Genomic DNA, 20,867 nt, shown 5'->3' on the forward strand with positions numbered 1-20,867 from the left:
TCGATGAGACGCTGGCTACTTTCATGTGTAGGCAGTATAGGACTGTCGGCATTCCGGAGGGACATAACAGTGCCTGAATGGCGAAACGCAACATATAATACTGTTTTTTAAATATATCGTAAGATAAAAATCCGTGAAAATGATAGTTTATCAAATATAAGAGTAAATTTACGTGCACGTGCCCGGTTCTGTTAACTCAAAACGATTTACAACGCTCTAATATGACAAAGATCTCTCTGACTCCGGACGAGCACACCAGTTTATGGAACGAATTCCGGATGGGGGATCGCGATGCATTCTCCCGGATCTACGAGATTTTCACCGCAGACTTGTATCGGTACGGGTTCAATCTGGTACGGAATAAACAGCTCGTCGAAGATTGCCTGCATGAACTTTTCCTGCACCTGCACATTCATAAAAGTACCCTCGGTCCCACCAATAACATCCACTTTTATCTGTACCGCGCATTGCGCCGCCGGCTGCTGGATGCTCTGAAAAAACTAAAAAAGTATGATTCGGACGAGCACGCGCTGAATCACGCAGAATTTGTTGTCGAGTCATTTGAGGCGCAATACATTGAAGATCAGGATCAGATCAGGCAACAGGAAATGGTGCTGACAGAGCTTAATAAGCTGCCAAAACGCCAGAAGGAAATACTGTATCTGGTTTATATGAAGGGACTTAGCTACCAGGAAACTGCCGACGTCATGGATATTTCGATGAAGAGTGTTTACAACACCGTCAATGTGGCGTTGACCTCATTAAGGAAATATATCAGGACTTCATTGCTTCGGGAAGGGGCGTTGTGGTTGAATATCGGTTTCATCATTCATATGTTTTTTCCAAATATTTAATACAAAACCGGGAAAAATCATAAAAAAAACCTTTCTACATAAAAGTACCACTTTCGATTAGATGCGATATTCGATTTTCACAGTAGAGGATTTTTGTAAAGATGCTGATTTTATAAAATGGGCAGTCTCCCCGACACCGGATTCTGACCGGTTCTGGAGAACATTTATGGAGTCTAATCCGCACAAAACCGAGGAAGTCCAACTTGCGCTGGAATGCGTGCGGGCCATTCAGTTTGCAGAAGCCGAACCTGCCGAAGACGACCTCCTTGCCCTGAAACGGCGGATCTGGAAGGATGTGGAGACGATACGGCCGGTCGTTTACCGGCGGCTGAACTGGGCATATCTTGCGGCTGCATCGGTGATTTTTATCCTGGCTGCCGGCTTTTGGTTGACTTTGCAAAAATCGCAGCTAACCTACCGGACTGCCTACGGCGAGGTGCGGGAGATCAAGCTTGACGACGGTTCCAGCGTGACATTAAATGCACGTTCGGAAATAAGAATAACCGAGGACATTGCGAATAAGAAAGTCAGGGAAGTATGGCTGCTGGGGGAGGCGTATTTTAAAATTGCAAAAAGGAACGGTGCCAAATTCATCGTCCACACCGCAGAAACGCAGGTGGAAGTTTTGGGGACAACATTTAATGTAAACACCCGCCGCAAGCAAACCAGGGTAGTGCTGGCGGAAGGAAAAGTACAGCTGCTGTCCGGCAACAATCCGGCTTTGGTCATGAAGCCCGGCGACATGGCTACCATCGGAAAAGACAGTCAGGTCCGGTTTAAAAGGGTCCAGCCCAACCATTATGACTCCTGGAAGGAATCTTACATTGTAATGGACGATAAACCGGTGTCCGAGATTGCGGAAGCGATCGAGGATAATTATGGGATCCGATTACAGTTCCAGGATTCCTCATTGCTGGCTAAAAGGCTATCGGGAAAACTTGCTACCAAAAACCCGGAACAGTTTCTGGAAAACCTCTCTACCATTCTGGAACGCGACCTGATCAAGACCGGGGACGGATATATATTCCGTTAATTTTCAGCTCGGGATTTGTTTCATGCTGTGATATGCTTCTTTCGCAAAATTTATCTAAAATAAATTGATAAAAAACCGGGAAAAAGGGAGGCTTGCCCCGTTTCACTCTCAAATACCTTGGATAAACATTTACTCCTGGAACAAATTATGAAAAAACACTTTTCCCTATTCCTCATTATTGCACTGAAGTTACTGGCAGGCGACATTCCGAAAGCTTGCGCACAGGATCTTCTGGCATCCAGCATTACCCGCACCGGTCGCCCGGTCGCCCGTCAGGAAGCAAACAGCCTGATAACCTTGCTTGGAAAATTAGAACAGAAGTACAATACCAATTTCGTTTACGAGAAATCGCTGCTTGAAAACAAGACAGTAACCGAGCCGGTTTCGGAGGGAGAAAAAGTGGAACTGATCCTGGAAAAGGTATTGCCGGATATGAACCTGCGGTACAAAAAACTAAAAGGAGGCGGTTTCGCGATATTGCCGGCGCGGTCCGGAGCGAAGGTTCCCGCCGAAAGTAACTCCACCTCGGGCCGGAGCCAGGAGGGAAGCGGTCCGGTTTCGTTCCATTCTGATGAGGAGAGCCTGGTTGCCGGCAAAAATCACCAGGATACTCCGCATGCCTTTGAAAAAATATTAAAAGGAAGTGTGACGGATAATGCAGGAGCGGCTCTCCCGGGCGTAAGCATCGTGATCAAAGGTTCGCAGCGTGGCACTACTACAGGTGCCGACGGAAAGTACAGCCTTACCATTCCGGATGAGTATCTTGACCAAGCCACCACCAAACTTATTTTTTCGTTTGTCGGGTACGTACCCACCGAAATTGACCTGGGCAGTAAAAATGTGATCGATGTTGTGCTTGAAGTGGACACGAAATCGCTGGAAGAACTGGTTGTAGTCGGCTACGGTTCGATGAAAAAAAGCTCCGTTACTGCTGCGATATCCAAGGTAGAGAACAAGATACTGGATCAGATACCTGCCGGGCGGGCGGAAACTGCGCTGGTCGGACGGCTGGCCGGGGTTAATATTTCCACGCCGCGCAGCACGCCGGGAGCGGCACCCATCATCCGCATCCGCGGTGCGGGTTCTATCACGGCAAGCAACGATCCGCTGGTGGTGATCGACGGTTTTCCCGGAGGTGACCTAGTCAACGTCAATATGAATGATGTGGAATCCATTGAAGTATTGAAAGATGCTTCTTCTGCGGCCATTTACGGCTCACGCGGATCGGGCGGGGTAATTATTGTGACTACTAAAAAAGGAAAAGAAGGCAGGCCGCAGCTTAATTTCAACGCCTATGCAGGTATCGGTAAGGCCATCGGCCACAAAGACTGGATCAGCGGACAAGAATACCACGATTACATTGCACGGTACATCAACCGGGATTATGCCTGGCAGGGAGGCGACGTTTCGTTGCCACTTTGGGGCGATCCGCGCCGGCCGGCCAACTTTCAGGTCAACCCGGTGATTGGCGAGGGCAATTACATCTGGGAGGACATTTTGCTGAACTCTACGCCGATCCAGAATTACAATCTTTCCGTGCGGGGTGGGAACGATAAAGTGAACTACTACATTTCCGGTACTGTGAAAAATGAGCGCGGTACTTTGCTGAATACCTGGTATAAGACCTATTCGCTCCGTGCGAATATCGATGCCAAGATCAACCGGGTGATCAACGCCGGTGTTTCGCTCAACCCGAATTTCAACAACCGCCGCACATCGCCGGTATCTATGGAAGCGATTGTTAAAACAGCACCATTCGTTTCCCCCGACAAACGCCCAAACGGTATTTACCCACGTCCGCTCGACTACTGGGGAACACAGGTTTCGGGGCAGGTGGGGCCGCTGGCAACGCTTGAAGGTACATCCAACACTTCCTCGGGACTTAATAATGTAGGAGAAATATATCTTGCCCTGAACCTGGCTGACGGGCTGACGCTTCGCTCTTCCGTGGGAGGAAACATTACCTACAATACCGCAGAAAACTACTCGGCACCGTATGCAAACTCTAACAACAGCAGTACCGGCTCGTCGATGGATACCCGGAATTTCAGTCTGATCAACGAAAATGTGCTCAGCTATTCCAAAACATTCAACGAAAAGCACAGTTTCAATGCATTGCTGGGCGCGTCGTACCAAAAAGCGACGTCCCGGATAGCCGCAATGGGCGTATTGCCGGGAAGTTTCAGCAACGACATCATCCAGACTCTCAACAACGCGATCATTTCCCCGACTGCGACCTATACGAGCAAATCACAATGGGGACTGGCTTCTTATTTCAGCCGGGTCAACTATGCATTTAAAGATAAATACCTGCTTTCTGCATCGTTCCGGACCGACGGAAGCTCGCGTTTCGGGCCTAAAAACAGGTGGGGATCTTTTCCTTCCGCCTCTGTGGCCTGGCGGATTTCCGAAGAGGATTTCATGAAAACGGTGCCGGTCATCAGCGAGCTTAAACTCCGTGCGAGCTATGGGGTTGTCGGTAATTTCAATATCGGTGATTTTCGGTATCTGGGTGCGATCAGCGACGCCTATTACGCTCCGGGAGGAGTTCTCACAAAAGGTCAGGCGCAAACTTCCTTTGGTAACGATAAGCTGAAATGGGAAAGAACTGCAAGTCAGAACTTTGGTGTGGACCTGGGACTTTTTACCGGCCGGCTGAGCATTGGTGTGGATTATTATATCAAAAAAACCAACGATCTGCTGTATGACGTATCGATACCTGCCATTTCCGGTTTTACCAATTCAATGGTCAATATCGGCGACATTAAAAACAGTGGTATCGAGCTGGAAATCCGTACCAAGAACTTTACGAAAGGTTTCAAATGGGAAACATCCTTCAACCTGGCGCGCAATAGAAATGAAGTGGTTAGTCTTGGCGGTGTAAATGAGGTGATCTACACCCACACCCGTGGAATGGGCTGGCTGCTGCGGGTAGGAGAGCCGATGTTTTCTTATTATGGCTACAAAATGATCGGTGTACTGCAGGATGACGAGGATGTGAAAAACTCGGCCATCATCGTGGGATCGAAGCCAGGTAATACCAAGATCGAGGATGTGAACAAAGACGGCAAGATCGACCCCGCTGATCGCCAGATCCTGGGTAACTATCAGCCCAAGCTGTTTATGGGTATGGTCAATGATTTTTCGTGGAAAAACTTCGATATGAGCATTGTCATGCAGGCTTCATTAGGCGCTAAAATGTATAACCTCGAAAACCTGTACTACCAGGGAGCGACGGTGAGCGCAATGCGGAAATCACTGATTGAAGATCAATGGTGGTCGGCGCAGGAGCCGGGAGATGGCATGTCACCTGCTACCGCATTGAGCCAGCTTGCATATGTTTCGAACACGGATTTTTACCTGGAAGATGCATCCTTTCTGGCGATCAGAAATATCAACCTTGGATATACAATTCCCGCAACGGTAGCCCAGAAATTACGGATGACAACCTGCAGAGTATATGTTTCTGTCAGCAACCCAAAGATGTTTACCAAAAAAGGCTTCCACGGATACAACCCGGAAGGCTTTACGAATGGAGAAATCAACGGGATCAACAGTACTCCGGGCTTCAACAATGGTGCGGAGCCGATCAACCGGGTTTATGCGCTAGGATTGAATATCAATTTTTAATTGCCAAAAAACATCATGATGAAAAGATACAAATATATAAGCCTGCTATTTCTGGCCTTTACGTTTTCAGCATGTGACGACAGCGTGCTGAACCTTACGCCCGAATCCACCCTGACGGAAGTCAACTTTTACCAGAAGGCACAGGATATCAACGGCGCGGTGCTGGGGATATACAACCGTTACCAAACCCGCAAGCAAAGAGACTGGGCGGTTCTTGAAATGCCGACAGACAACATCCACCGGACGGGTTATTTCAATATCGGCGGCCTGGACGAACTGAATACCCTCGCTTTTTCTTCTGAAAACCAACTTTTCGCCAGCTTCTGGGTTGAAACTTACAACGGGATTTTCCGGGCTAACGCGGTGCTGGCAAATGTTGACCGCCCTATCGATTATACCACCGGGCAAAAAGAGCAGCTGACAGGTGAAGCAAGGTTCATGCGTGCATTGTTTTATTTTGACCTGGTCAGAATGTTCGGCGGCGTGCCCAAAATCACTGCAACGCTTTCTGTTGAAGAAAGTAAATCCACCGGAAGGGCCAGTGAGGAAGAGATTTACAGCCTGGTTATAGAAGACCTGAAAGCGGCAATCGATCTTTTACCATTAAAAGAAAAAATCGCGAGTGGCCGGGCAAGCAAAGCGGCGGCTGTGGGCTTGCTGGGAAAAGTGTATGTGTACCGGAAGGATTGGAACAATGCAAAAACCTACCTCGATATGATGACCGGTTACGGGTTTGCTTTGCAGGCTGACTATGCTTCGTTGTGGAAAGAAGAGACCGAAGACAACAAGGAAGTAGTGTTTGCGATGAGATACATTGGCGGCACAAATGGAAATACCATTTCTACCGACTTCCTGCCATACTTTGGCGTGACAGGCATATCGGCCAGCGGTGGTGAAAACGTATTTCCTTCGTGGAGCCTGATGAAGTTGTTCCGTCCCGAAGATTCACGTAAAAAAGCAACCATTACCGAATATTGGAAGTCACCGAAAAGCCCGGCAGAGGCACCTGAGAACTGGTACCCGTATATCAGCAAGTTCGCTGTGCCCCATACACCCAATTCTTCCGGACTTGATATCCCGGTAATGCGTTATGCGGATGTTCTTTTGTTGAGAGCGGAAGTTTTATATGCATTGAACCAGCCTGCGGAGGCGCTTGTGGAGCTGAATAAAGTGAGGGCGCGGGCATTTAAGGGAACTGCCTTCAATTATACGATGGCCGACATTGCGACGCCGACGGCTTTTACAGACAAGTTATTGCTGGAACGCCAGCTGGAATTCGTGCTGGAAAACGAACGCTGGTTCGACCTCGTGCGTACCGACCGTTTCGTGTCTGTTCTCACAAATGTGGAATGGGGCTACAACCCTGTTACCAAGGAGCCGCAGAAGGTGAAGCTCGTTCCAAAAGCCAATTACAAGTATTTCCCGATCCCGAATAATCAGATCCAGCTCGCCAACGCAGGCGTACTGGCTCAAAACCCAGGATACTAATTATTTCAGGACCCGGTGATATTCTGACCAGTCTCACCGGGTTTTCATTCTAAACCCAATTTTAATATGGCTGGACTGATCAGTCGCCGCAAGTTTATGGCTGGTACTGTGGCCTCTACGGTGGGTATTGCCACTACCACACATCTTGCCGGCAGGGCTTATTCCGGAACGGAAATAAGTTCACCCGCAAAACCGAAAAGGGAGCCTCTGATGGAAGAGGTAATGCGGTATAAAAAAATAGATGCACACGCGCATGTAGGCGGCGGGCACGGCACACCCGCAGAAGTTGCGGATTTTGCGGAACGCCTGGGGATTCATAAAGTAATGATCTCCAAGCCGATGGCCCCCGGAAGCGCAGGTGTACCATCCGAATTCAGGGCTTGTAATGATGTTATTTACAGCGCAATGAAAGAATTTCCGAACCGGTTTACGGGAATGCTGACGTTGAACCCGACCCACAAGCAGGAAAGTATGGATGAAATAAAGCGGTGCATTGACCGGGGTTTTGTGGGGATGAAGCTTTATAACCATGTGAAAATCAACGACCCGCTTTTTTATCCCATTATTGAAAAATTCATTGATCTGAAAATGATCATTCTCATGCACTCGCCAATCGGAAAAGCGAGGGTGAAGTATAATGCACGCGAACCTAAAAACATATCCATTCCGGAAGATTTCGTAGACGCCGCGAAGCGATTCCCGGAAGCGATGTTCCAGTTTGCGCACATCGGCGGCGGGATCGACTGGGAAGATGCCTGCAAAGCGCTCAAAGATTCTCCCAATGTGTATGTGGATGTTTCAGGAAGTAACAACGAGGGGAATATGATCGATTTTGCACTGCGCTATATCGGGGAAGACAGGTTGCTTTTTGGATGTGATAATGGATTTTATCAGGGTGTGGGCGGCATGATCGCCGCGAACCTGACGGAGGTCCAGCGCAAGAAGATCTTTTTTGAAAATTATAACAACATCTTAAAAAAGTCGGGTCGAAATGTTGATTGATAGCAATGCATATGTAGGTCACTGGCCGTTCCGGCAGCTGAAAGACAATACCTGTAAAGGACTTCTGGAGCGGATGAAGAAGTATGACATAGATGCTTCGGTGGTAAGTAATCTCAATGGTGTTTTTTACAAAAATACCCAGCACGCCAACGAGGAGCTGTATGAAGAAATCCGGTCAAACAAGCAATTTGACGGCCGTTTTATACCTTTCGCGGTCATTAACCCAATCTACAACGGTTGGAAAGATGACCTGGAAATCTGCAGTACGAAAATGGGCATGAAGGGAATAAGACTGCATCCGCTTTATCATGGATATGAACTTAGTAACCCATTCTGTATCGAGCTTGTAAAAATGGCCCGGGATAAAGGAATGGTCGTGGCTCTCTCACTTCGGTTAGTCGATCCCCGCCCGAGTTCGTGGCTGGATGTGGAAAAGGAATGGGCGCTCAAAGACATTCTACCGATTATAAAAGCGGTGCCGGATGCAAAATACCTGATCCTGAATGTGTGCAACAGTACCGCGCTTGATGCCGATGAACAGGCCGTATTCAAAAATGTTGATCTGATCATGGATACTTCCGGGCGGAATACTGCGGATCTCGGGAACCTGCTGGTTCGGTTTGGTAAGGAAAAATTCGCATTTGGTACGCATGCACCGTTACTGGATTACCGCACGGGATTGCTCCGTGTGGAGTCGTTGCGGGAAAATGAAGCCGATGCCAAAACAAAGGATCTTTTGAGGTCCGGAAATATCAAACGTCTGCTGAAAATATGAGTATCCGTGCGATTTCCCGATGGTTTTTGCTGGTGATTCTAATGCTCGGTACCTCGGATATTTCTTTGGCAAATGCATTTCCCGGGGAGAAAAGCGCGCGGACTAAAAAAAAGCCGCACGTCGTATTTCTGATCAGTGAGGATTCTCTTAATTATGAAGCCCACAAGACCATTCCGGTTTTTGCACAAAAGCTCAGGGAGACAAAGCAGTATGAAGTAACGGTTTTGCTCGGCGAGGGTACCAATAATGCATTCCGTTTCCCGGGGATGGAAATCCTGAAAAAAGCGGATCTGGTGGTTTTATTTTCAAGAAGAATTGCCCTGCCGCATGTGCAAATGCAGCTTTTTAAGGATTATCTTAAAAATGGCGGACCGTTGGTAGCGATCCGTACCGGTAATCATGCCTTCACGACGAGAGGCGATGTGGTCAAGGACTACGCTTCCTGGCCGGAGTTTGTGCCCGAAATACTCGGCTGCGGAAACTACGGTTACGGACCTGTGGAGCTGGGTACCGACGTATCCATTTCCCCGGAAGCATCAAAGCATCCGATCCTGAAAAATTTCAACCCGGGCGGTTATCATAGCATCGGAAATCTGTACAGGGTAATGCCATTGGTTGACAAAAAAGCCGTGGTGCTTTTAAATGGAAAAGCCGGGGACGAGATCCAGCCCGTAGCCTGGACGAGAATGGCCGGCAAAAGCCGGGTTTTCTATACGACACTCGGATATCCTTCTGACTTTTCTGAAAATCCGTTCAATACACTGATTGTGAATGCAATAGCGTGGGCGATTTCCGGCCGTCAGGAATAACTCTGAGAAACAATCCAACACTGAGACATTAGTTAAATGAGAAAATTTAAAGCGTTATCCAGGCGGGAATTTGTGAAGCAAAGTTCTCTTGCAGGCCTCACTGCCGCCATTGCTGCCGGTGTACCGCAAACTATCATGGCGAGCGGCATTACTATGGCACAAAAACCGGCGATACTTGGCGGGAAACCAGCCTGGGATTCTGTAAAATGGCCGAAATGGCCCGTTTGGAATCCTGAAACAGACGAGAAGCAATTGCTTGAAGTGATCCGGAGCGGCGTATGGTCGAGGGCGGGAGTGGTGACCCAGTTCGAAAAAGAATGGGCTGCGGCTGTCGGCGCAAAGCGTTGTTTGTCAGTTGTAAATGGTACCAATGCATTGGTAGTGGCATTGAACCAGCTGAATGTCAGGGGAGGAGATGAGGTAATTGTCCCGCCATATACCTTTATTTCGACCGTTTCATCCATATTGTCAAATGGCGCCATGCCCGTTTTTGTGGACGTGGACCCGGCGACTTTCCAGATGGATCCTTCAAAAATAGAAGCGAAGATCACGCCGCGCACCAAAGCGATTATGGTCGTACATATCCTGGGCCTGCCTTCGGACATGGATGCCATCATGGCGATTGCGAAGAAACACAAACTTCTGGTCGTGGAAGATGCGTGTCAGGCGCATTTGGCGGAGGTTAACAAACAAAAAGTGGGTACGATCGGGGACGCGGGGTGTTTTAGTTTTCAAAATTCCAAAAACCTGCCCATCGGCGAAGGCGGGGCGATCGTCAGTGACAATGACCAGTTCATGGACCGTTGTTTTTCTTATTCAAACCTGGGGACACCTTATGGAACCGCAGCAGGCGTGGTAGGAGCGGGGAGCATCATGCAAAACACCAAAGTCCGTTTCACAGAATATCAGGCGGCGATCGGCATTGCCCAGCTAAAACGCCTGGACGCCGAAACGACAACCCGAAACGTGAATGCAGAATTCCTTAAATCCCAGATCAAAGACATTCCAGGGATTTTACCTTATAAAATGTACAAGAACGTTACGCGGGGCGCATTTCATTTGTTTGCATTCCGGTATGAAAAATCGGCTTTCAAAGATTTACCGAGGGCCGGGTTCCTGAAAGCGATGCGTGCCGAGGGCGTTCCGTGTTCCAGCGGCTATATTCCGCTCAACACCCAGCCTTTTCTGAAAGACACATTTGAATCGATCAATTATCGCAAAATGTATCCGAAAGAAATGCTCGACATCAACATTTACAACGAGAAGAACAAGTGTCCGCTCAACGACAAGCTATGCGCCGAAGAAGCCGTTTGGTTTACGCAGAACATGTTATTAGGCACGAAAGACGACATGGCATCGATCGCAGGAGCCATCGAAAAAGTGCATAAGAACGCAGAGAAGATCAAAAAACTCGATTATTGATGAATTTGAAATACTTAAAAGCAGCGTCGCTCCTGATGCTGACCTTATCGGCCCAGCCCGGCATATCACAACGCTATACCAACTCGCGCTCACCCGAGCAGGAAATGGCGACTTTTCAGCTGCATGAGGGTTTCGGGATCGAGCCGTTTGTAGTCGAACCCGAAGTACTCTCGCCGATCGACATGGTTTTTGACGGCCGGGGGAATATTTATGTGGTTGAAATGGGAGATTATCCTTACGATGCGAAACCGGGAAATTTCAAAGGAAGAATCCGGCTTTTGAAGGATACCAACGGCGACGGCAAGATCGATAAATCCTACGTATTTGCAGAAGGATTGCCCAGCGCCACTTCCATTTTACCCTGGAAAAATGGGATTATCGTTACTGCGGCTCCGGATATCCTGTATTTAAAAGACAATAATGGCGACTTCAAAGCCGATACGCGGGAGGTCCTTTTTACCGGTTTTTTTGCTAGAAATTCAGAAGCGCAGATCACAAGTCTTCGTTTCGGGCCGGATAACTGGATATATGCGAACAATCACGGACAAGCCGGAATGATCACTTCCAAACAGCATCCGGAGAAAGCCGCCGTGAATGTGGCTGGCGGAAACTTCCGGTTTCGGGCCGATCTGGGACTTTTTGAAGTGGAGTCGGGCACGGGACAGTTTGGACAGGCACTTGATGACGCCGGACATCGGTTTTATACGCAAAATACGCTGCACATTCAGCAGTCGCCCATCGCGTGGCGATATGCGCATCGCCACGATTTTATGCCCAGCTACCGGACCGACGTCAACATTTCGGACCACGAACTTGAAATGTTCCAGAAATCGGCGACGCCTTACTGGCGGCAACAGCGAAGCGACCGTCGTCAGGCAAAGTACGATTCGATGAAAACGGGTTATAAGGAATATGCGCGGGATCATTTTACCGGTGCATCGGGGGCAACTTTTTACGGCGGGGACGGATTTCCTAAAGAGTTTTACGGTAATATTTTTACCGGCGAGGTAGCGGGTAATCTTGTTCACAGGGACGTGATCAAGTCGGTTCCGGGGCAGGCTGCATTTGTCGCCACAAGAGCGGATGGCGAAAAAGATAAGGAATTCCTGGCATCTACGGATGGCTGGTTCAGGCCGGCAAACTTCACTTCCGGACCTGACGGATATCTGTATCTGGTGGATATGTACCGGCAGCACATCGAAACGCCGGTGTCCATTCCTGAGGATTTGAAAAAAGACATGGATTTTGCAAATGGCGAACAATACGGCCGTATCTGGCGGATTTTCCCGAAATCCGGGGAAAAGCGCAATGTGGATATTCCAAATCTGGAAGGCAAAAAATCCGGGGAGCTGGCGGCGTTGCTGAGCCATCCCAACCAATGGTGGCGGCTGACTGCCCAGAGGCTGCTACTTGAGCAGCAGGATAAAAGCGTTGTCCCGGTATTGCAGAAAATTTTCGCTGAAAGCCCCGATGCCAATGCCCGACTGCTTGCCTTTTATGCGCTCGACGGCTTAAACGCTTTCGATCCGAAAATGATAAAAACCGCACTGGGCGACAAGAATCCAGGTCTTCGCGAACATGCCCTGGTATTGGCCGAGAAATATCCGGATTATCTGCCGGAAGTGATACGCCTGGGCGGGGATGCTAATCCGCAGGTAGCATACCAGGCTTGTTTGAGCCTTGGACAATTCAGCGGCAAAGAAGCGATGGCCGCACTGTTGCAAACTGCAGAGAAGAATATGGAAGAGCCGATGTTCAGATTTGCGATCCTGAGCTCAATCCCGGGCTCATCGGGCGAATTCGCAGAAATGATGGGAAGCCGCAATGTTTTCAAAAACACATCTCCGGGCAAACTGAAATTTTTGGAAGATTTTGGATACATCGCCGGGGCACGCAATGGCAAAAGTGAAATGGCGAAATTGCTTTCTGTTCTTGAAAATGCAGACAAGGATTTGCAGGCTGCTGGTTTAAATGGTTTGGCAAAAGGGATCAAAAGGTCCCCGAATAAGACGGCCCCTGACAAAAATGTTACGAAAACCTTGCAGAAATGGGCCGACAACGCCCCCGACAATGTAAAGAAAGCGGCGGAATCGGTGCGCAAGGCATTGGATATTTGAGTGATAAACGTTAAATCGATAGGTCGGGCGAGCATGGCCCGACCTGAAATTTTTTATATTATGATTGAAATAAAGAGTCGCAGGGTTTTTCTGCAAAAATGTTGCTCGCTGGGAATTACTGGTGCGGGTATAGTGATGCTGGCCGGTTGTGGAAGCAGTAAAACGACAACCTCGAAAGTAACTTCGAAAACAAACGCAAAACCTGCCGCCAACAATCCCTGCGACGACCTGACGGGCGTGGATCCGGTGGATGTCGAAAAAAGGAAATCGCTGGGGTACGTGAACTTATCGCCCGTACCCGACAAACAATGTGACGCCTGCAAACTGTGGGTACCCGCCGCCGAGGGGAAGGAATGTGGCGGCTGCCTGCTCTTCGCCGGGCCTGTTGCCCCTGAGGGAAATTGCACCTACTGGGCGCCGCAGGTTTAGTGGCATAGGATTTGGGCAAAGTCTTGAAATCAAGCTTTCGCACCATGCATTCATCTGCCGAATCCACACCGCTGAAATACCAAACTGCCATTCAAGGGTTTTGGGCCGCACATAGCCAGGACCCATCTTTTATGGAAAGCCTGCAACTCGTGGTCCGGGAGCATCCCGCCCTGCAATATGGGGAATATCACTGGCGAACGATTTCCGGAAACGGGACCGACTTCGGGCTGCATGATATTGTCGAAGATTTTACTTACGTGATTGCCTGGTCACGCATTTTTGAGGCTAAAGAGATCGTATGCGCTTTAAATCTTCACCAGGAAGAGCAGGCTGTGGTATATGTCACCATCGACAAAGATGCGCAGGCATTCAACTCTAAACTGAATCGTTTATACGGGCCTCATACTGTTCCGGCTGAATTAAATGTCGAAGATAGAAACGGGAAAGCGGTTCGTCTGACGATACCACCCGGCTCGCTGGTGATTTACGGGTAGTCGATTCCGCCACTATTGAGAATTCCATTAACATTTCGCCTGTTAACTATACAAAAGGTTATTGCTAACCTTTTGTATACTACTATACTTTGAATAGTAATGATTTCTAAGTTTGTACAGTCAAATAAGGATCATTAATATTTAATTTTTAGTCTAATGTCAAAAATCGTTTGGAATATCGACCCGCTGCATTCCGAAGTACAGTTTAAGGTAAAACACCTTGTCATCTCCACCGTAACAGGTTCATTCAAGTCTTTTAGTGGCAGTGCCATTACCGAAAGCGACGAGTTTACAAATGCAGAAATTGAGCTTACTATCGATGTTGATAGCGTTGACACCGGCCAGCCGGGGCGTGACGAGCATTTGAGGAACGGGGATTTTTTTGAAACGGAAACATACCCTCAGTTTCAATTCAAATCAACTTCATTCACGAAAATTAAGGGAGATCTGTATAAGCTGACGGGCAACCTTACCATCAAAGGAATCACGAAAGAGGTCGAACTGGAAGCCGAATACGGTGGAACCGAAAGGGACCCGTGGGGCAATACCAAAGTAGGATTTGAAGTCACGGGCACGATCGACCGCAAGGATTTCAATGTCACTTTTAACTCGCTGACTGAAACCGGCGGATTAGCTTTGGGCGAGAATATCAAGATCCTCGCCAACGTACAGCTTGCAAAGCAGGTGTAGCTCAGAATATTCCATTCATCTCCGTCAATATGAGCGGAGCTTTGTCGGTTACCACGATCGTATGTTCGTGCTGAGCCATGAAACCGCCTCTATTTCCCACCATTGTCCATCCGTCGTTAAGCTCAGTCGCGAAGGACGATGTTGTCGAAATAAAGGTTTCAATAGCAACAACGGAGTTCTTCCTGAACCGCCGGTGATCTGATTTATTTTTATAATTCAATAATTCATCCGGCTGTTCATGAAGACCTCTGCCAATGCCGTGCCCCGCAAGGTTCCGGATGACTTTGAAACCACGCTTTTTAGCCTCGGATTCCATTAAATGGCCAATATCTGCGATTTTTACGCCACCCCTGATGGTGTTAATGGCCTTGATGAGAATTTCTTTCGATGCATTAACCAGCTTTTGGTGTTGGTTAACGTCCTGCCCGACCACAAATGAGCCGCCATTGTCAGCCCAAAACCCATTCAACTCTGCCGAAACGTCGATATTAATAAGATCTCCTTCTTTCAGTTTTCTTTTAGCTGACGGAATGCCGTGGCAAAATTCGTCGTTAACGCTGATGCAGGTCCATCCGGGAAAACCATAAGTAGAGTGAGGAGCTGATTCAGCCCCAAATTCCGTCAATATTTTTGCGCCAAATTCATCCAGCTCTTTTGTTGTCATTCCGGGCTGGGCGTAGCTGGTCATTTCCTTCAAGGTATATGCAACCGCCTCGCTCGCCTTTTTCATTCCCACTAAATCGGACTCTTTTGTAATGGACATAAATCGTGTTATAAGATGGAACCGCTGATTTTACAAAAATACGATTTTATCTCTTTTGAGTGACGGGAAGTGCCGTTTGCGGATGTCGAAGCAATGGTCATCCACTTTGGAAAAGTGCAGGTAGCCGTTTTTTGGTAAAATAAAACGTCAATATCCGGCAGTAGCATTGTTTGCTGCCGGATATTGACGTTTCGAGATACAGTTGATGTTTACAAAGCAGTGCGGGATTGCAATATATCCCCGGTTTCTGCGATGAGGGCCTGCATTAAATCCGCCGCTTTTGAATGGTTGTAACGTACCGGATTTTGTCCGGACCAGAAATTGGCCATATCCTTTTTCCCCTGCGCCAGCGCAGCTTCTCTGAGCGGCGCGATAAGTCGTGTTTGCAATGGAAATGGCAGAACCTGCACCTGATTCGGTATGTCTTCTGAGATCGTGTTGCGGACCATCCTGCCCAGGCGTCCGGTAAGCGATTTGGAAAGTACCGTGTAGTTGGATCCCCCTGAAAGCAGGGCGGACTTGTGCATTTCAGTCGAATTTGCTTCGTCGGTGACCAGGAATGCGGTCCCTAGCTGCACGGCATCCGCACCTAAGGTCAATGCAGCTGCAATGCCTTTTCCATCGGTGATACCTCCCGCCGCAATGACGGGCGTCTTTATTTTTGCTTTCAGCTGCTGGACCAGCGCGAAAGTTCCGGTCAGAGAATCCAGTGCAGGCCTGAGGAAAGACGGCCGGTGGCCACCCGCTTCGAATCCCGCCGCCACGATCGCATCCACCCCGGCTTCTTCCAAGGCCAGTGCTTCATCCAATGTGGTAGCCGCACCGATGGTGCTTATCCCAAGTCTGCGGGCTTCGTTCAATATCTCAGCGGACGGAATTCCAAAAATGAAACTGAACGCTGCCGGCCTGATCTCAAAAATTGCTTCTACCTGTTTAACAAACTTGGAGGGAATATTAGGGTCCAGTTCAGGCAATGCAATACCCAGGGAATCAAAGTAGGGTTTGAAAAGAGCTTTGACTTTTTCCAGGCTTTCGGATGAATATAAAGCCAGCTCCGGATCTACGTCCGAAACCCAGAGATTGATGTTGTAAGGCTTATCTGTTATTGCTTTAATGGCCCCGCCGGTTTGCAGCAGCTGCTCGGGAGTGAGCGTGTAGGCGCCAAAACTTCCTAATCCCCCGGCTTCGGACACCGCGGCTAAAAGATCCGGGGTTGAAAAACCGCCGCCCATCGGGCCCAGAACGATCGGATACTTAATACCCAGAAGCTGGGTAATTCTGGTTTGATTCCACATGGTTTTAAATGTTTACATCAATGTTACAGATTTCCCCGATTTAACCAATGTGGTGACCGGCAACATGGCCGCCATCCAGGTTGATGATCTCGCCGTTTACAAAACTACTGCCAGCCAGGTAAAGTGCCAGTTCAGCCACATCACTGGTTTCGCCGATGCGGTCGACCAGGTGAAGTCCCGCAAGACTGTCTGCGTCGGTAATGCCGTTTTTGCCTTGGAGCGGACTTCTGATAATACCCGGTGCAATGCCATTCACACGAATGTTGTTTTTACCAAATTCAGCCGCAAGCTGTCGGGTTAAGGCATGAATTCCGCCTTTGCTGACAACCGCAGCTGTAGCGGGAAAGCCGCCGATCGCATGGTCGACCAGTACCGTACCGATGTTGATAATCGAACCTTCTCCCTGTTTCAGCATTTGTTTAATGGCAGCCTGACTCGTGAAATAGGTGCCTTTTAAATTAATATTCAGATAACGGTCCAAAAATGCCTCGTCGACATCCAGGAAGCCTTTCGGTTCAAATATTCCTGCGTTATTAACGAGTACGTCCACTGTCCCGAATTTTGTTACCGCAGTTTCAACAAGCTGCTCGCCGGTAGCCGGATCGCCAATATTGCCGGCAACCATAGCGAGCCTGTCATGATGGCCCAGTTCATTGAATGTTGCTTTCAGATTATCCTCATTTGCAGAGTTGATGACTACCTGATAACCTTGTTGTAAAAATAAGGCGGCGATTGTTTTTCCAATTCCTGAGGATGCGCCGGTTACGATAATGGTCTTTGTTTCCATGATATGAGTTATTTTTTGTTAGAATTGTTTTGAGCGGTTATTCCCTTTTCGCGGAGTACCGAAACCTGTTCTCCTGCATAACCCCAGTCATCCGGTTCCACTTCCTGGATCACGACGTGCGTGAGGCTTGGGTCTTTGTCCAGAACTTCGGTAATAAGCGTGGTCACGCCTGCGATCAGCTGTTGTTTTTGCTGACGGGTAACGCCTTCCCGGGTTACCTCAATTTTTACGTACGGCATAGCTGTATTTGTTTGTGATACCCATTGTGAATCAATTGGTAGCACAAAGGAGCGCAGGAAATTGGATGTGATTACGTGATGTAGATCACTTTCGATAGAAGCCTATCTATGGGTATTGTAAAGCCGGCTGAGCGTCTCGCGGGACACCCCGAGGTAGGCGGCGATCAGGTGTTTCGGGACGAGATTATAAAGTTGTGGGTATTGCGATAGCAGCTCTTCATAACGGGCTTTGGTATCATTGTTCATAAATGATAAAAGTCTTTTTTGGGACGCCAGGTAGCCGCGGTTGGTGCGCCAGCGGAAGAAGTATTCGACCGGGTGCAGTTCACTGCATAATTTCTCGCGGTCGTGATTTGAAAGGGAAAGTACTTCCGCGTCCGTAATGCAATCGATGCTGATGGTAGCCTTTGTTTGGTTATACAAAGCGCCATAGTCCGACGTCCACCAGGTAGGCATAGCGAATTGCAGAATGTATGTTTTCACTTCATCGCTTACATAAAACGCTTTCAGACAGCCGGAAATAACAAAGTACTCCTGTTCCACCCGTTCGCCTTCGGAAATTACAATCTGGCCTTTTTTAAAGGAATGAGGTTTGAAATGTGCGTAAAAGTGATCAAACTGCTCATCGGTAAGTGTGATGATTTGCGTAATGTGCTGTTTTAGAATCTCTTTTGCTTCCATTTCTTATTCCTGATTGACAGGTTCAAATGTAGGAAAAAGCGGATTATGCGCATGCACGCTGGTTTTGCCACTTACATTATATATTATTGGATCGCATATGGCATGGTAATGGTGAGCTAACCCATTGCAAAAAACAAAACGCCCAACCCGGAAACTCATCCCCAAACGCATTAGAACATTGTCCCAGTGATTAAAAGAAAACACTTTGTAAATCTTACGTTCAGCCTGCTGGCGCCGTTGCTGTGGATCCCATGTCTGGCGCAAAAAAAATATGAACGCGAATACAGCATCAAGCCAAATGCGGTTCCTGAAAATGCCATTTCATTTGTTTCCTCAGTGTTCAAAAAAGCGAAAATCCACTGGTATCGCGAGGAGGGCCTGACCGGAAAATCGATAGAAGCCAAACTGAAATCCTCCGGGAAACGGTACAGCATCGAGTTTGATGAATCCGGAAATATCCAGGATGTTGAGGTATTATCCCGAGTAGATCAAATGAATTCGGCAGGTCGGGCCAAACTTAAGGAAAACCTGGGTAAAAAATTTTCCGGCTACAAGATTGTTAAAACTCAGCTTCATTGGAATGGGTCGGAAAAAGCTTTGAAAGAATCTCTGCTGAAAGACAAGGCCGTGGCGGGGATAGTGGTGAGGTATGAGTTGATTGTAAAAGGCTCACAAGGAAAAAAAGAGCATTATTTCGAAGTCTTGTCGGAAAATGACGGAGAGGTCGTGAGCTTGAAGGAGATCGTTCAGCGAAATACGGATAACCTCATATACTGATGCGTGCGCTCGTTTTTGTTTTTCTGTTATTCTTCATTCTGCCCGTCGCAGTATCCGGCCAGTCGGATTACAGGGCGGGATCGCTTTCTCAGATCAATGTAAATTTCAAGGTTTTGCAAAACTGGAAGCTGAATACCAAACTGGAAACCAGGCAGATATTCTCCGAGAAAGAACCGGAAGCCCTGGCCTCGCACCGGTTCCGGTATGAAAGAACGGATTTGAGCGCGGTGCTCACCACAAAGTTGTCGGCAGACAATACGCTGGGTGGGGGATACCTGGTCCGGCTGGAAGACAAAAAGTTTACACACCGTCTCATTCAGCAGTTTAACAATGTGAAAAACCTTGATCTCGTGAGCATTGCACACCGGATCGTGACCGATGAAACTTTTAGTTCCGGAGAACCCGCCGAGATCAGGCTGCGATACCGTTTAGGCCTTGAAAAACCATTGAATGGGCTTCAAATCGACCCGAAAGAGTTCTATGCCAAATTCAACAACGAGTACCTCGGCATCTGGTCGACGAAGCAAACCGACCTGGAAATCCGCGGATTACTCGCTTTGGGATACAATGCAACGGACAATAATAAGGTGGAGCTGGGTTTGGAATACCGTGTAAGTGGTTTTAGCGAGACGGTACGAGCGCAACAATTCTGGCTTAGTATTGGCTGGTTTATCAGTATTTAATTGGCCTTAAGCTGGTTATGCATCGCTTGCTCCATTAGTTGCAGTGAGGAAGCCAAAAAATAGGTTGCCGGTAATTACAGTTTGAACATCAGCTGGGCATTAAAACTGAGCTGATAGGAGCGGGATTTGATATCCGAAGGAGGAATTGCATAGCTGAACGTGGGCTGGGCAATGAGGGATAAACGCCGGGCAAAATGGTAAATCACTCCGGCCCCGACCAGCGGGGATATTCTTGAAATATTATCGTCGGATTTAAGCACGACCGTCCCAAAATCAGGAATAGTCAGACGGCTTGTGGTGCCGAAATTCCATAATGCACCTGCTGAAAAATAGGGAGACAGCGTCTTTTCGGACGTCTGTAAATTGACCATCACAGGAATGGAAAAATTATGGGACCGGCTGCTGGAAGCAGATGTCTTGCTTCTGGATTGTGAAAACCATAACCCGGTCGACGCGGACCATTTTTGGGAAAATGAATATCTTCCATTAAGACCGATCCAATAACCTTTCGGCGATGATTCCGATGTCCACTCCTGGGAGGCGAGTTCGCCGCTGCCATCACTTACAGGGAGTACGACGGTTGCCGTGACTTTGTAATGCCCATAAAAAGGTGCCACCGAAGCAGAAAAATCAAACTTACTCTGGCCAAAAGCAGCTGGCCAGGACAGCAAGAATCCGGCCAGAATCAATGAGGTATTCAGGATTGATCTCATTATTTCTCTCTTTTAATGGATGTAACAGTACCGGATTTATTTCCATAAATTCCTGTTAAATAAGGACAAAGCAGCAACTAACTACTAGTTTACCGGGTGTTTTTGTGGACCCGATGAATATAGTTTGCACTCTCCAAAACCGGAGGTACTGTTCGTTTGCGGGAGTAGGTGAGTACAATTTTGTAA

General features: G+C 48.1%; 20 protein-coding genes. 14 read left to right on the plus strand and 6 right to left on the minus strand.

Translation table 11 applies throughout. The features are described 5' to 3' along the window. Positions 1–221 precede the first annotated feature (221 nt). From LZG72_RS25445 to LZG72_RS25500, 12 genes are all read left to right on the plus strand, one after another. Entirely contained in the window at positions 222–854 is a 633-nt protein-coding gene (locus LZG72_RS25445) for an RNA polymerase sigma factor (protein WP_233877962.1), read from the plus strand. Positions 855–915: 61 nt separating this feature from the next. After that, positions 916–1,887, plus strand: coding sequence for a FecR family protein (locus tag LZG72_RS25450; protein WP_233877963.1), 972 nt, complete (start codon positions 916–918; stop codon positions 1,885–1,887). Positions 1,888–2,034: 147 nt separating this feature from the next. After that, positions 2,035–5,517: a TonB-dependent receptor gene (locus LZG72_RS25455; protein WP_233877964.1), complete on the plus strand. Its 3,483-nt coding sequence runs from the start codon at positions 2,035–2,037 to the stop codon at positions 5,515–5,517. A 15-nt stretch (positions 5,518–5,532) separates the two neighbouring features. Further along, a complete protein-coding gene (locus LZG72_RS25460) occupies positions 5,533–7,005 on the plus strand; it encodes a RagB/SusD family nutrient uptake outer membrane protein (RefSeq protein WP_233877965.1) in 1,473 nt (490 codons plus the stop codon). A gap of 66 nt (positions 7,006–7,071) precedes the next feature. Then, entirely contained in the window at positions 7,072–8,007 is a 936-nt protein-coding gene (locus tag LZG72_RS25465) for an amidohydrolase family protein (protein ID WP_233877966.1), read from the plus strand. Further along, on the plus strand, positions 7,997–8,782 hold the full coding sequence (locus tag LZG72_RS25470; protein ID WP_233877967.1) for an amidohydrolase family protein: 786 nt from the start codon (positions 7,997–7,999) through the stop codon (positions 8,780–8,782). Before LZG72_RS25465 ends, LZG72_RS25470 begins: the two co-directional genes overlap by 11 nt. Then, positions 8,779–9,591 carry a ThuA domain-containing protein gene (locus LZG72_RS25475; protein WP_233877968.1) on the plus strand — a complete coding sequence of 271 codons (813 nt, stop codon included), beginning with the start codon at positions 8,779–8,781 and terminating at the stop codon, positions 9,589–9,591. Before LZG72_RS25470 ends, LZG72_RS25475 begins: the two co-directional genes overlap by 4 nt. A gap of 36 nt (positions 9,592–9,627) precedes the next feature. Then, the gene (locus LZG72_RS25480; protein WP_233877969.1) at positions 9,628–11,013 is read left to right on the plus strand and encodes a DegT/DnrJ/EryC1/StrS aminotransferase family protein; all 1,386 of its coding nucleotides are present in this window, start codon (positions 9,628–9,630) and stop codon (positions 11,011–11,013) included. Beyond that, a complete protein-coding gene (locus LZG72_RS25485) occupies positions 11,013–13,130 on the plus strand; it encodes a PVC-type heme-binding CxxCH protein (protein ID WP_233877970.1) in 2,118 nt (705 codons plus the stop codon). Before LZG72_RS25480 ends, LZG72_RS25485 begins: the two co-directional genes overlap by 1 nt. A 60-nt stretch (positions 13,131–13,190) precedes the next feature. Next, positions 13,191–13,559: a hypothetical protein gene (locus tag LZG72_RS25490; protein ID WP_233877971.1), complete on the plus strand. Its 369-nt coding sequence runs from the start codon at positions 13,191–13,193 to the stop codon at positions 13,557–13,559. 44 nt (positions 13,560–13,603) lie between these two features. Next, positions 13,604–14,053, plus strand: a complete 450-nt coding sequence (locus tag LZG72_RS25495) for a hypothetical protein (RefSeq protein WP_233877972.1) — start codon at positions 13,604–13,606, stop codon at positions 14,051–14,053. 156 nt (positions 14,054–14,209) lie between these two features. Beyond that, on the plus strand, positions 14,210–14,743 hold the full coding sequence (locus LZG72_RS25500; protein ID WP_233877973.1) for a YceI family protein: 534 nt from the start codon (positions 14,210–14,212) through the stop codon (positions 14,741–14,743). Position 14,744: 1 nt separating this feature from the next. Here the strand turns inward: LZG72_RS25500 and map are convergent, their stop codons facing one another. From map to LZG72_RS25525, 5 genes are all read right to left on the minus strand, one after another. After that, the gene (gene map, locus LZG72_RS25505) at positions 14,745–15,506 is read right to left on the minus strand and encodes a type I methionyl aminopeptidase (protein WP_233877974.1); all 762 of its coding nucleotides are present in this window, start codon (positions 15,504–15,506) and stop codon (positions 14,745–14,747) included. Positions 15,507–15,715: 209 nt separating this feature from the next. Beyond that, entirely contained in the window at positions 15,716–16,801 is a 1,086-nt protein-coding gene (locus LZG72_RS25510; protein ID WP_233877975.1) for a nitronate monooxygenase family protein, read from the minus strand. 40 nt (positions 16,802–16,841) lie between these two features. Then, positions 16,842–17,588 carry an SDR family NAD(P)-dependent oxidoreductase gene (locus LZG72_RS25515; RefSeq protein WP_233877976.1) on the minus strand — a complete coding sequence of 249 codons (747 nt, stop codon included), beginning with the start codon at positions 17,586–17,588 and terminating at the stop codon, positions 16,842–16,844. 8 nt (positions 17,589–17,596) lie between these two features. After that, positions 17,597–17,827: a 4-oxalocrotonate tautomerase family protein gene (locus LZG72_RS25520; RefSeq protein WP_233877977.1), complete on the minus strand. Its 231-nt coding sequence runs from the start codon at positions 17,825–17,827 to the stop codon at positions 17,597–17,599. A gap of 102 nt (positions 17,828–17,929) precedes the next feature. Continuing rightward, on the minus strand, positions 17,930–18,508 hold the full coding sequence (locus LZG72_RS25525; RefSeq protein ID WP_233877978.1) for a Crp/Fnr family transcriptional regulator: 579 nt from the start codon (positions 18,506–18,508) through the stop codon (positions 17,930–17,932). A 186-nt stretch (positions 18,509–18,694) separates the two neighbouring features. Between LZG72_RS25525 and LZG72_RS25530 the strand changes: the two genes are divergently transcribed. Then, complete coding sequence (locus tag LZG72_RS25530) at positions 18,695–19,285, plus strand: hypothetical protein (RefSeq protein WP_233877979.1); 591 nt, start codon at positions 18,695–18,697, stop codon at positions 19,283–19,285. Beyond that, complete coding sequence (locus tag LZG72_RS25535) at positions 19,285–19,968, plus strand: DUF2490 domain-containing protein (RefSeq protein ID WP_233877980.1); 684 nt, start codon at positions 19,285–19,287, stop codon at positions 19,966–19,968. The genes LZG72_RS25530 and LZG72_RS25535 overlap by 1 nt, the downstream gene beginning before the upstream one ends. Positions 19,969–20,042: 74 nt before the next feature. Here the strand turns inward: LZG72_RS25535 and LZG72_RS25540 are convergent, their stop codons facing one another. Further along, entirely contained in the window at positions 20,043–20,681 is a 639-nt protein-coding gene (locus tag LZG72_RS25540) for an outer membrane beta-barrel protein (protein ID WP_233877981.1), read from the minus strand. Positions 20,682–20,867 lie beyond the last annotated feature (186 nt).

Origin of the sequence: Dyadobacter sp. CY323 (genome assembly GCF_021390245.1) — a bacterium.
Lineage (GTDB): Bacteria > Bacteroidota > Bacteroidia > Cytophagales > Spirosomataceae > Dyadobacter.

What these genes read in the sequence shown, in the direction of transcription:
- LZG72_RS25490 (WP_233877971.1), top strand. Translation starts at nt 13,191, where the DNA reads ATGATTGAAATAAAGAGTCGCAGGGTTTTTCTGCAAAAATGTTGCTCG.
- LZG72_RS25460 (WP_233877965.1), top strand. Translation starts at nt 5,533, where the DNA reads ATGATGAAAAGATACAAATATATAAGCCTGCTATTTCTGGCCTTTACG.
- map (WP_233877974.1), bottom strand. Translation starts at nt 15,506, where the DNA reads ATGTCCATTACAAAAGAGTCCGATTTAGTGGGAATGAAAAAGGCGAGC.
- LZG72_RS25465 (WP_233877966.1), top strand. Translation starts at nt 7,072, where the DNA reads ATGGCTGGACTGATCAGTCGCCGCAAGTTTATGGCTGGTACTGTGGCC.
- LZG72_RS25500 (WP_233877973.1), top strand. Translation starts at nt 14,210, where the DNA reads ATGTCAAAAATCGTTTGGAATATCGACCCGCTGCATTCCGAAGTACAG.
- LZG72_RS25535 (WP_233877980.1), top strand. Translation starts at nt 19,285, where the DNA reads ATGCGTGCGCTCGTTTTTGTTTTTCTGTTATTCTTCATTCTGCCCGTC.
- LZG72_RS25525 (WP_233877978.1), bottom strand. Translation starts at nt 18,508, where the DNA reads ATGGAAGCAAAAGAGATTCTAAAACAGCACATTACGCAAATCATCACA.
- LZG72_RS25480 (WP_233877969.1), top strand. Translation starts at nt 9,628, where the DNA reads ATGAGAAAATTTAAAGCGTTATCCAGGCGGGAATTTGTGAAGCAAAGT.
- LZG72_RS25510 (WP_233877975.1), bottom strand. Translation starts at nt 16,801, where the DNA reads ATGTGGAATCAAACCAGAATTACCCAGCTTCTGGGTATTAAGTATCCG.
- LZG72_RS25495 (WP_233877972.1), top strand. Translation starts at nt 13,604, where the DNA reads ATGCATTCATCTGCCGAATCCACACCGCTGAAATACCAAACTGCCATT.
- LZG72_RS25520 (WP_233877977.1), bottom strand. Translation starts at nt 17,827, where the DNA reads ATGCCGTACGTAAAAATTGAGGTAACCCGGGAAGGCGTTACCCGTCAG.
- LZG72_RS25485 (WP_233877970.1), top strand. Translation starts at nt 11,013, where the DNA reads ATGAATTTGAAATACTTAAAAGCAGCGTCGCTCCTGATGCTGACCTTA.
- LZG72_RS25515 (WP_233877976.1), bottom strand. Translation starts at nt 17,588, where the DNA reads ATGGAAACAAAGACCATTATCGTAACCGGCGCATCCTCAGGAATTGGA.
- LZG72_RS25470 (WP_233877967.1), top strand. Translation starts at nt 7,997, where the DNA reads ATGTTGATTGATAGCAATGCATATGTAGGTCACTGGCCGTTCCGGCAG.
- LZG72_RS25540 (WP_233877981.1), bottom strand. Translation starts at nt 20,681, where the DNA reads ATGAGATCAATCCTGAATACCTCATTGATTCTGGCCGGATTCTTGCTG.
- LZG72_RS25475 (WP_233877968.1), top strand. Translation starts at nt 8,779, where the DNA reads ATGAGTATCCGTGCGATTTCCCGATGGTTTTTGCTGGTGATTCTAATG.
- LZG72_RS25455 (WP_233877964.1), top strand. Translation starts at nt 2,035, where the DNA reads ATGAAAAAACACTTTTCCCTATTCCTCATTATTGCACTGAAGTTACTG.
- LZG72_RS25445 (WP_233877962.1), top strand. Translation starts at nt 222, where the DNA reads ATGACAAAGATCTCTCTGACTCCGGACGAGCACACCAGTTTATGGAAC.
- LZG72_RS25450 (WP_233877963.1), top strand. Translation starts at nt 916, where the DNA reads ATGCGATATTCGATTTTCACAGTAGAGGATTTTTGTAAAGATGCTGAT.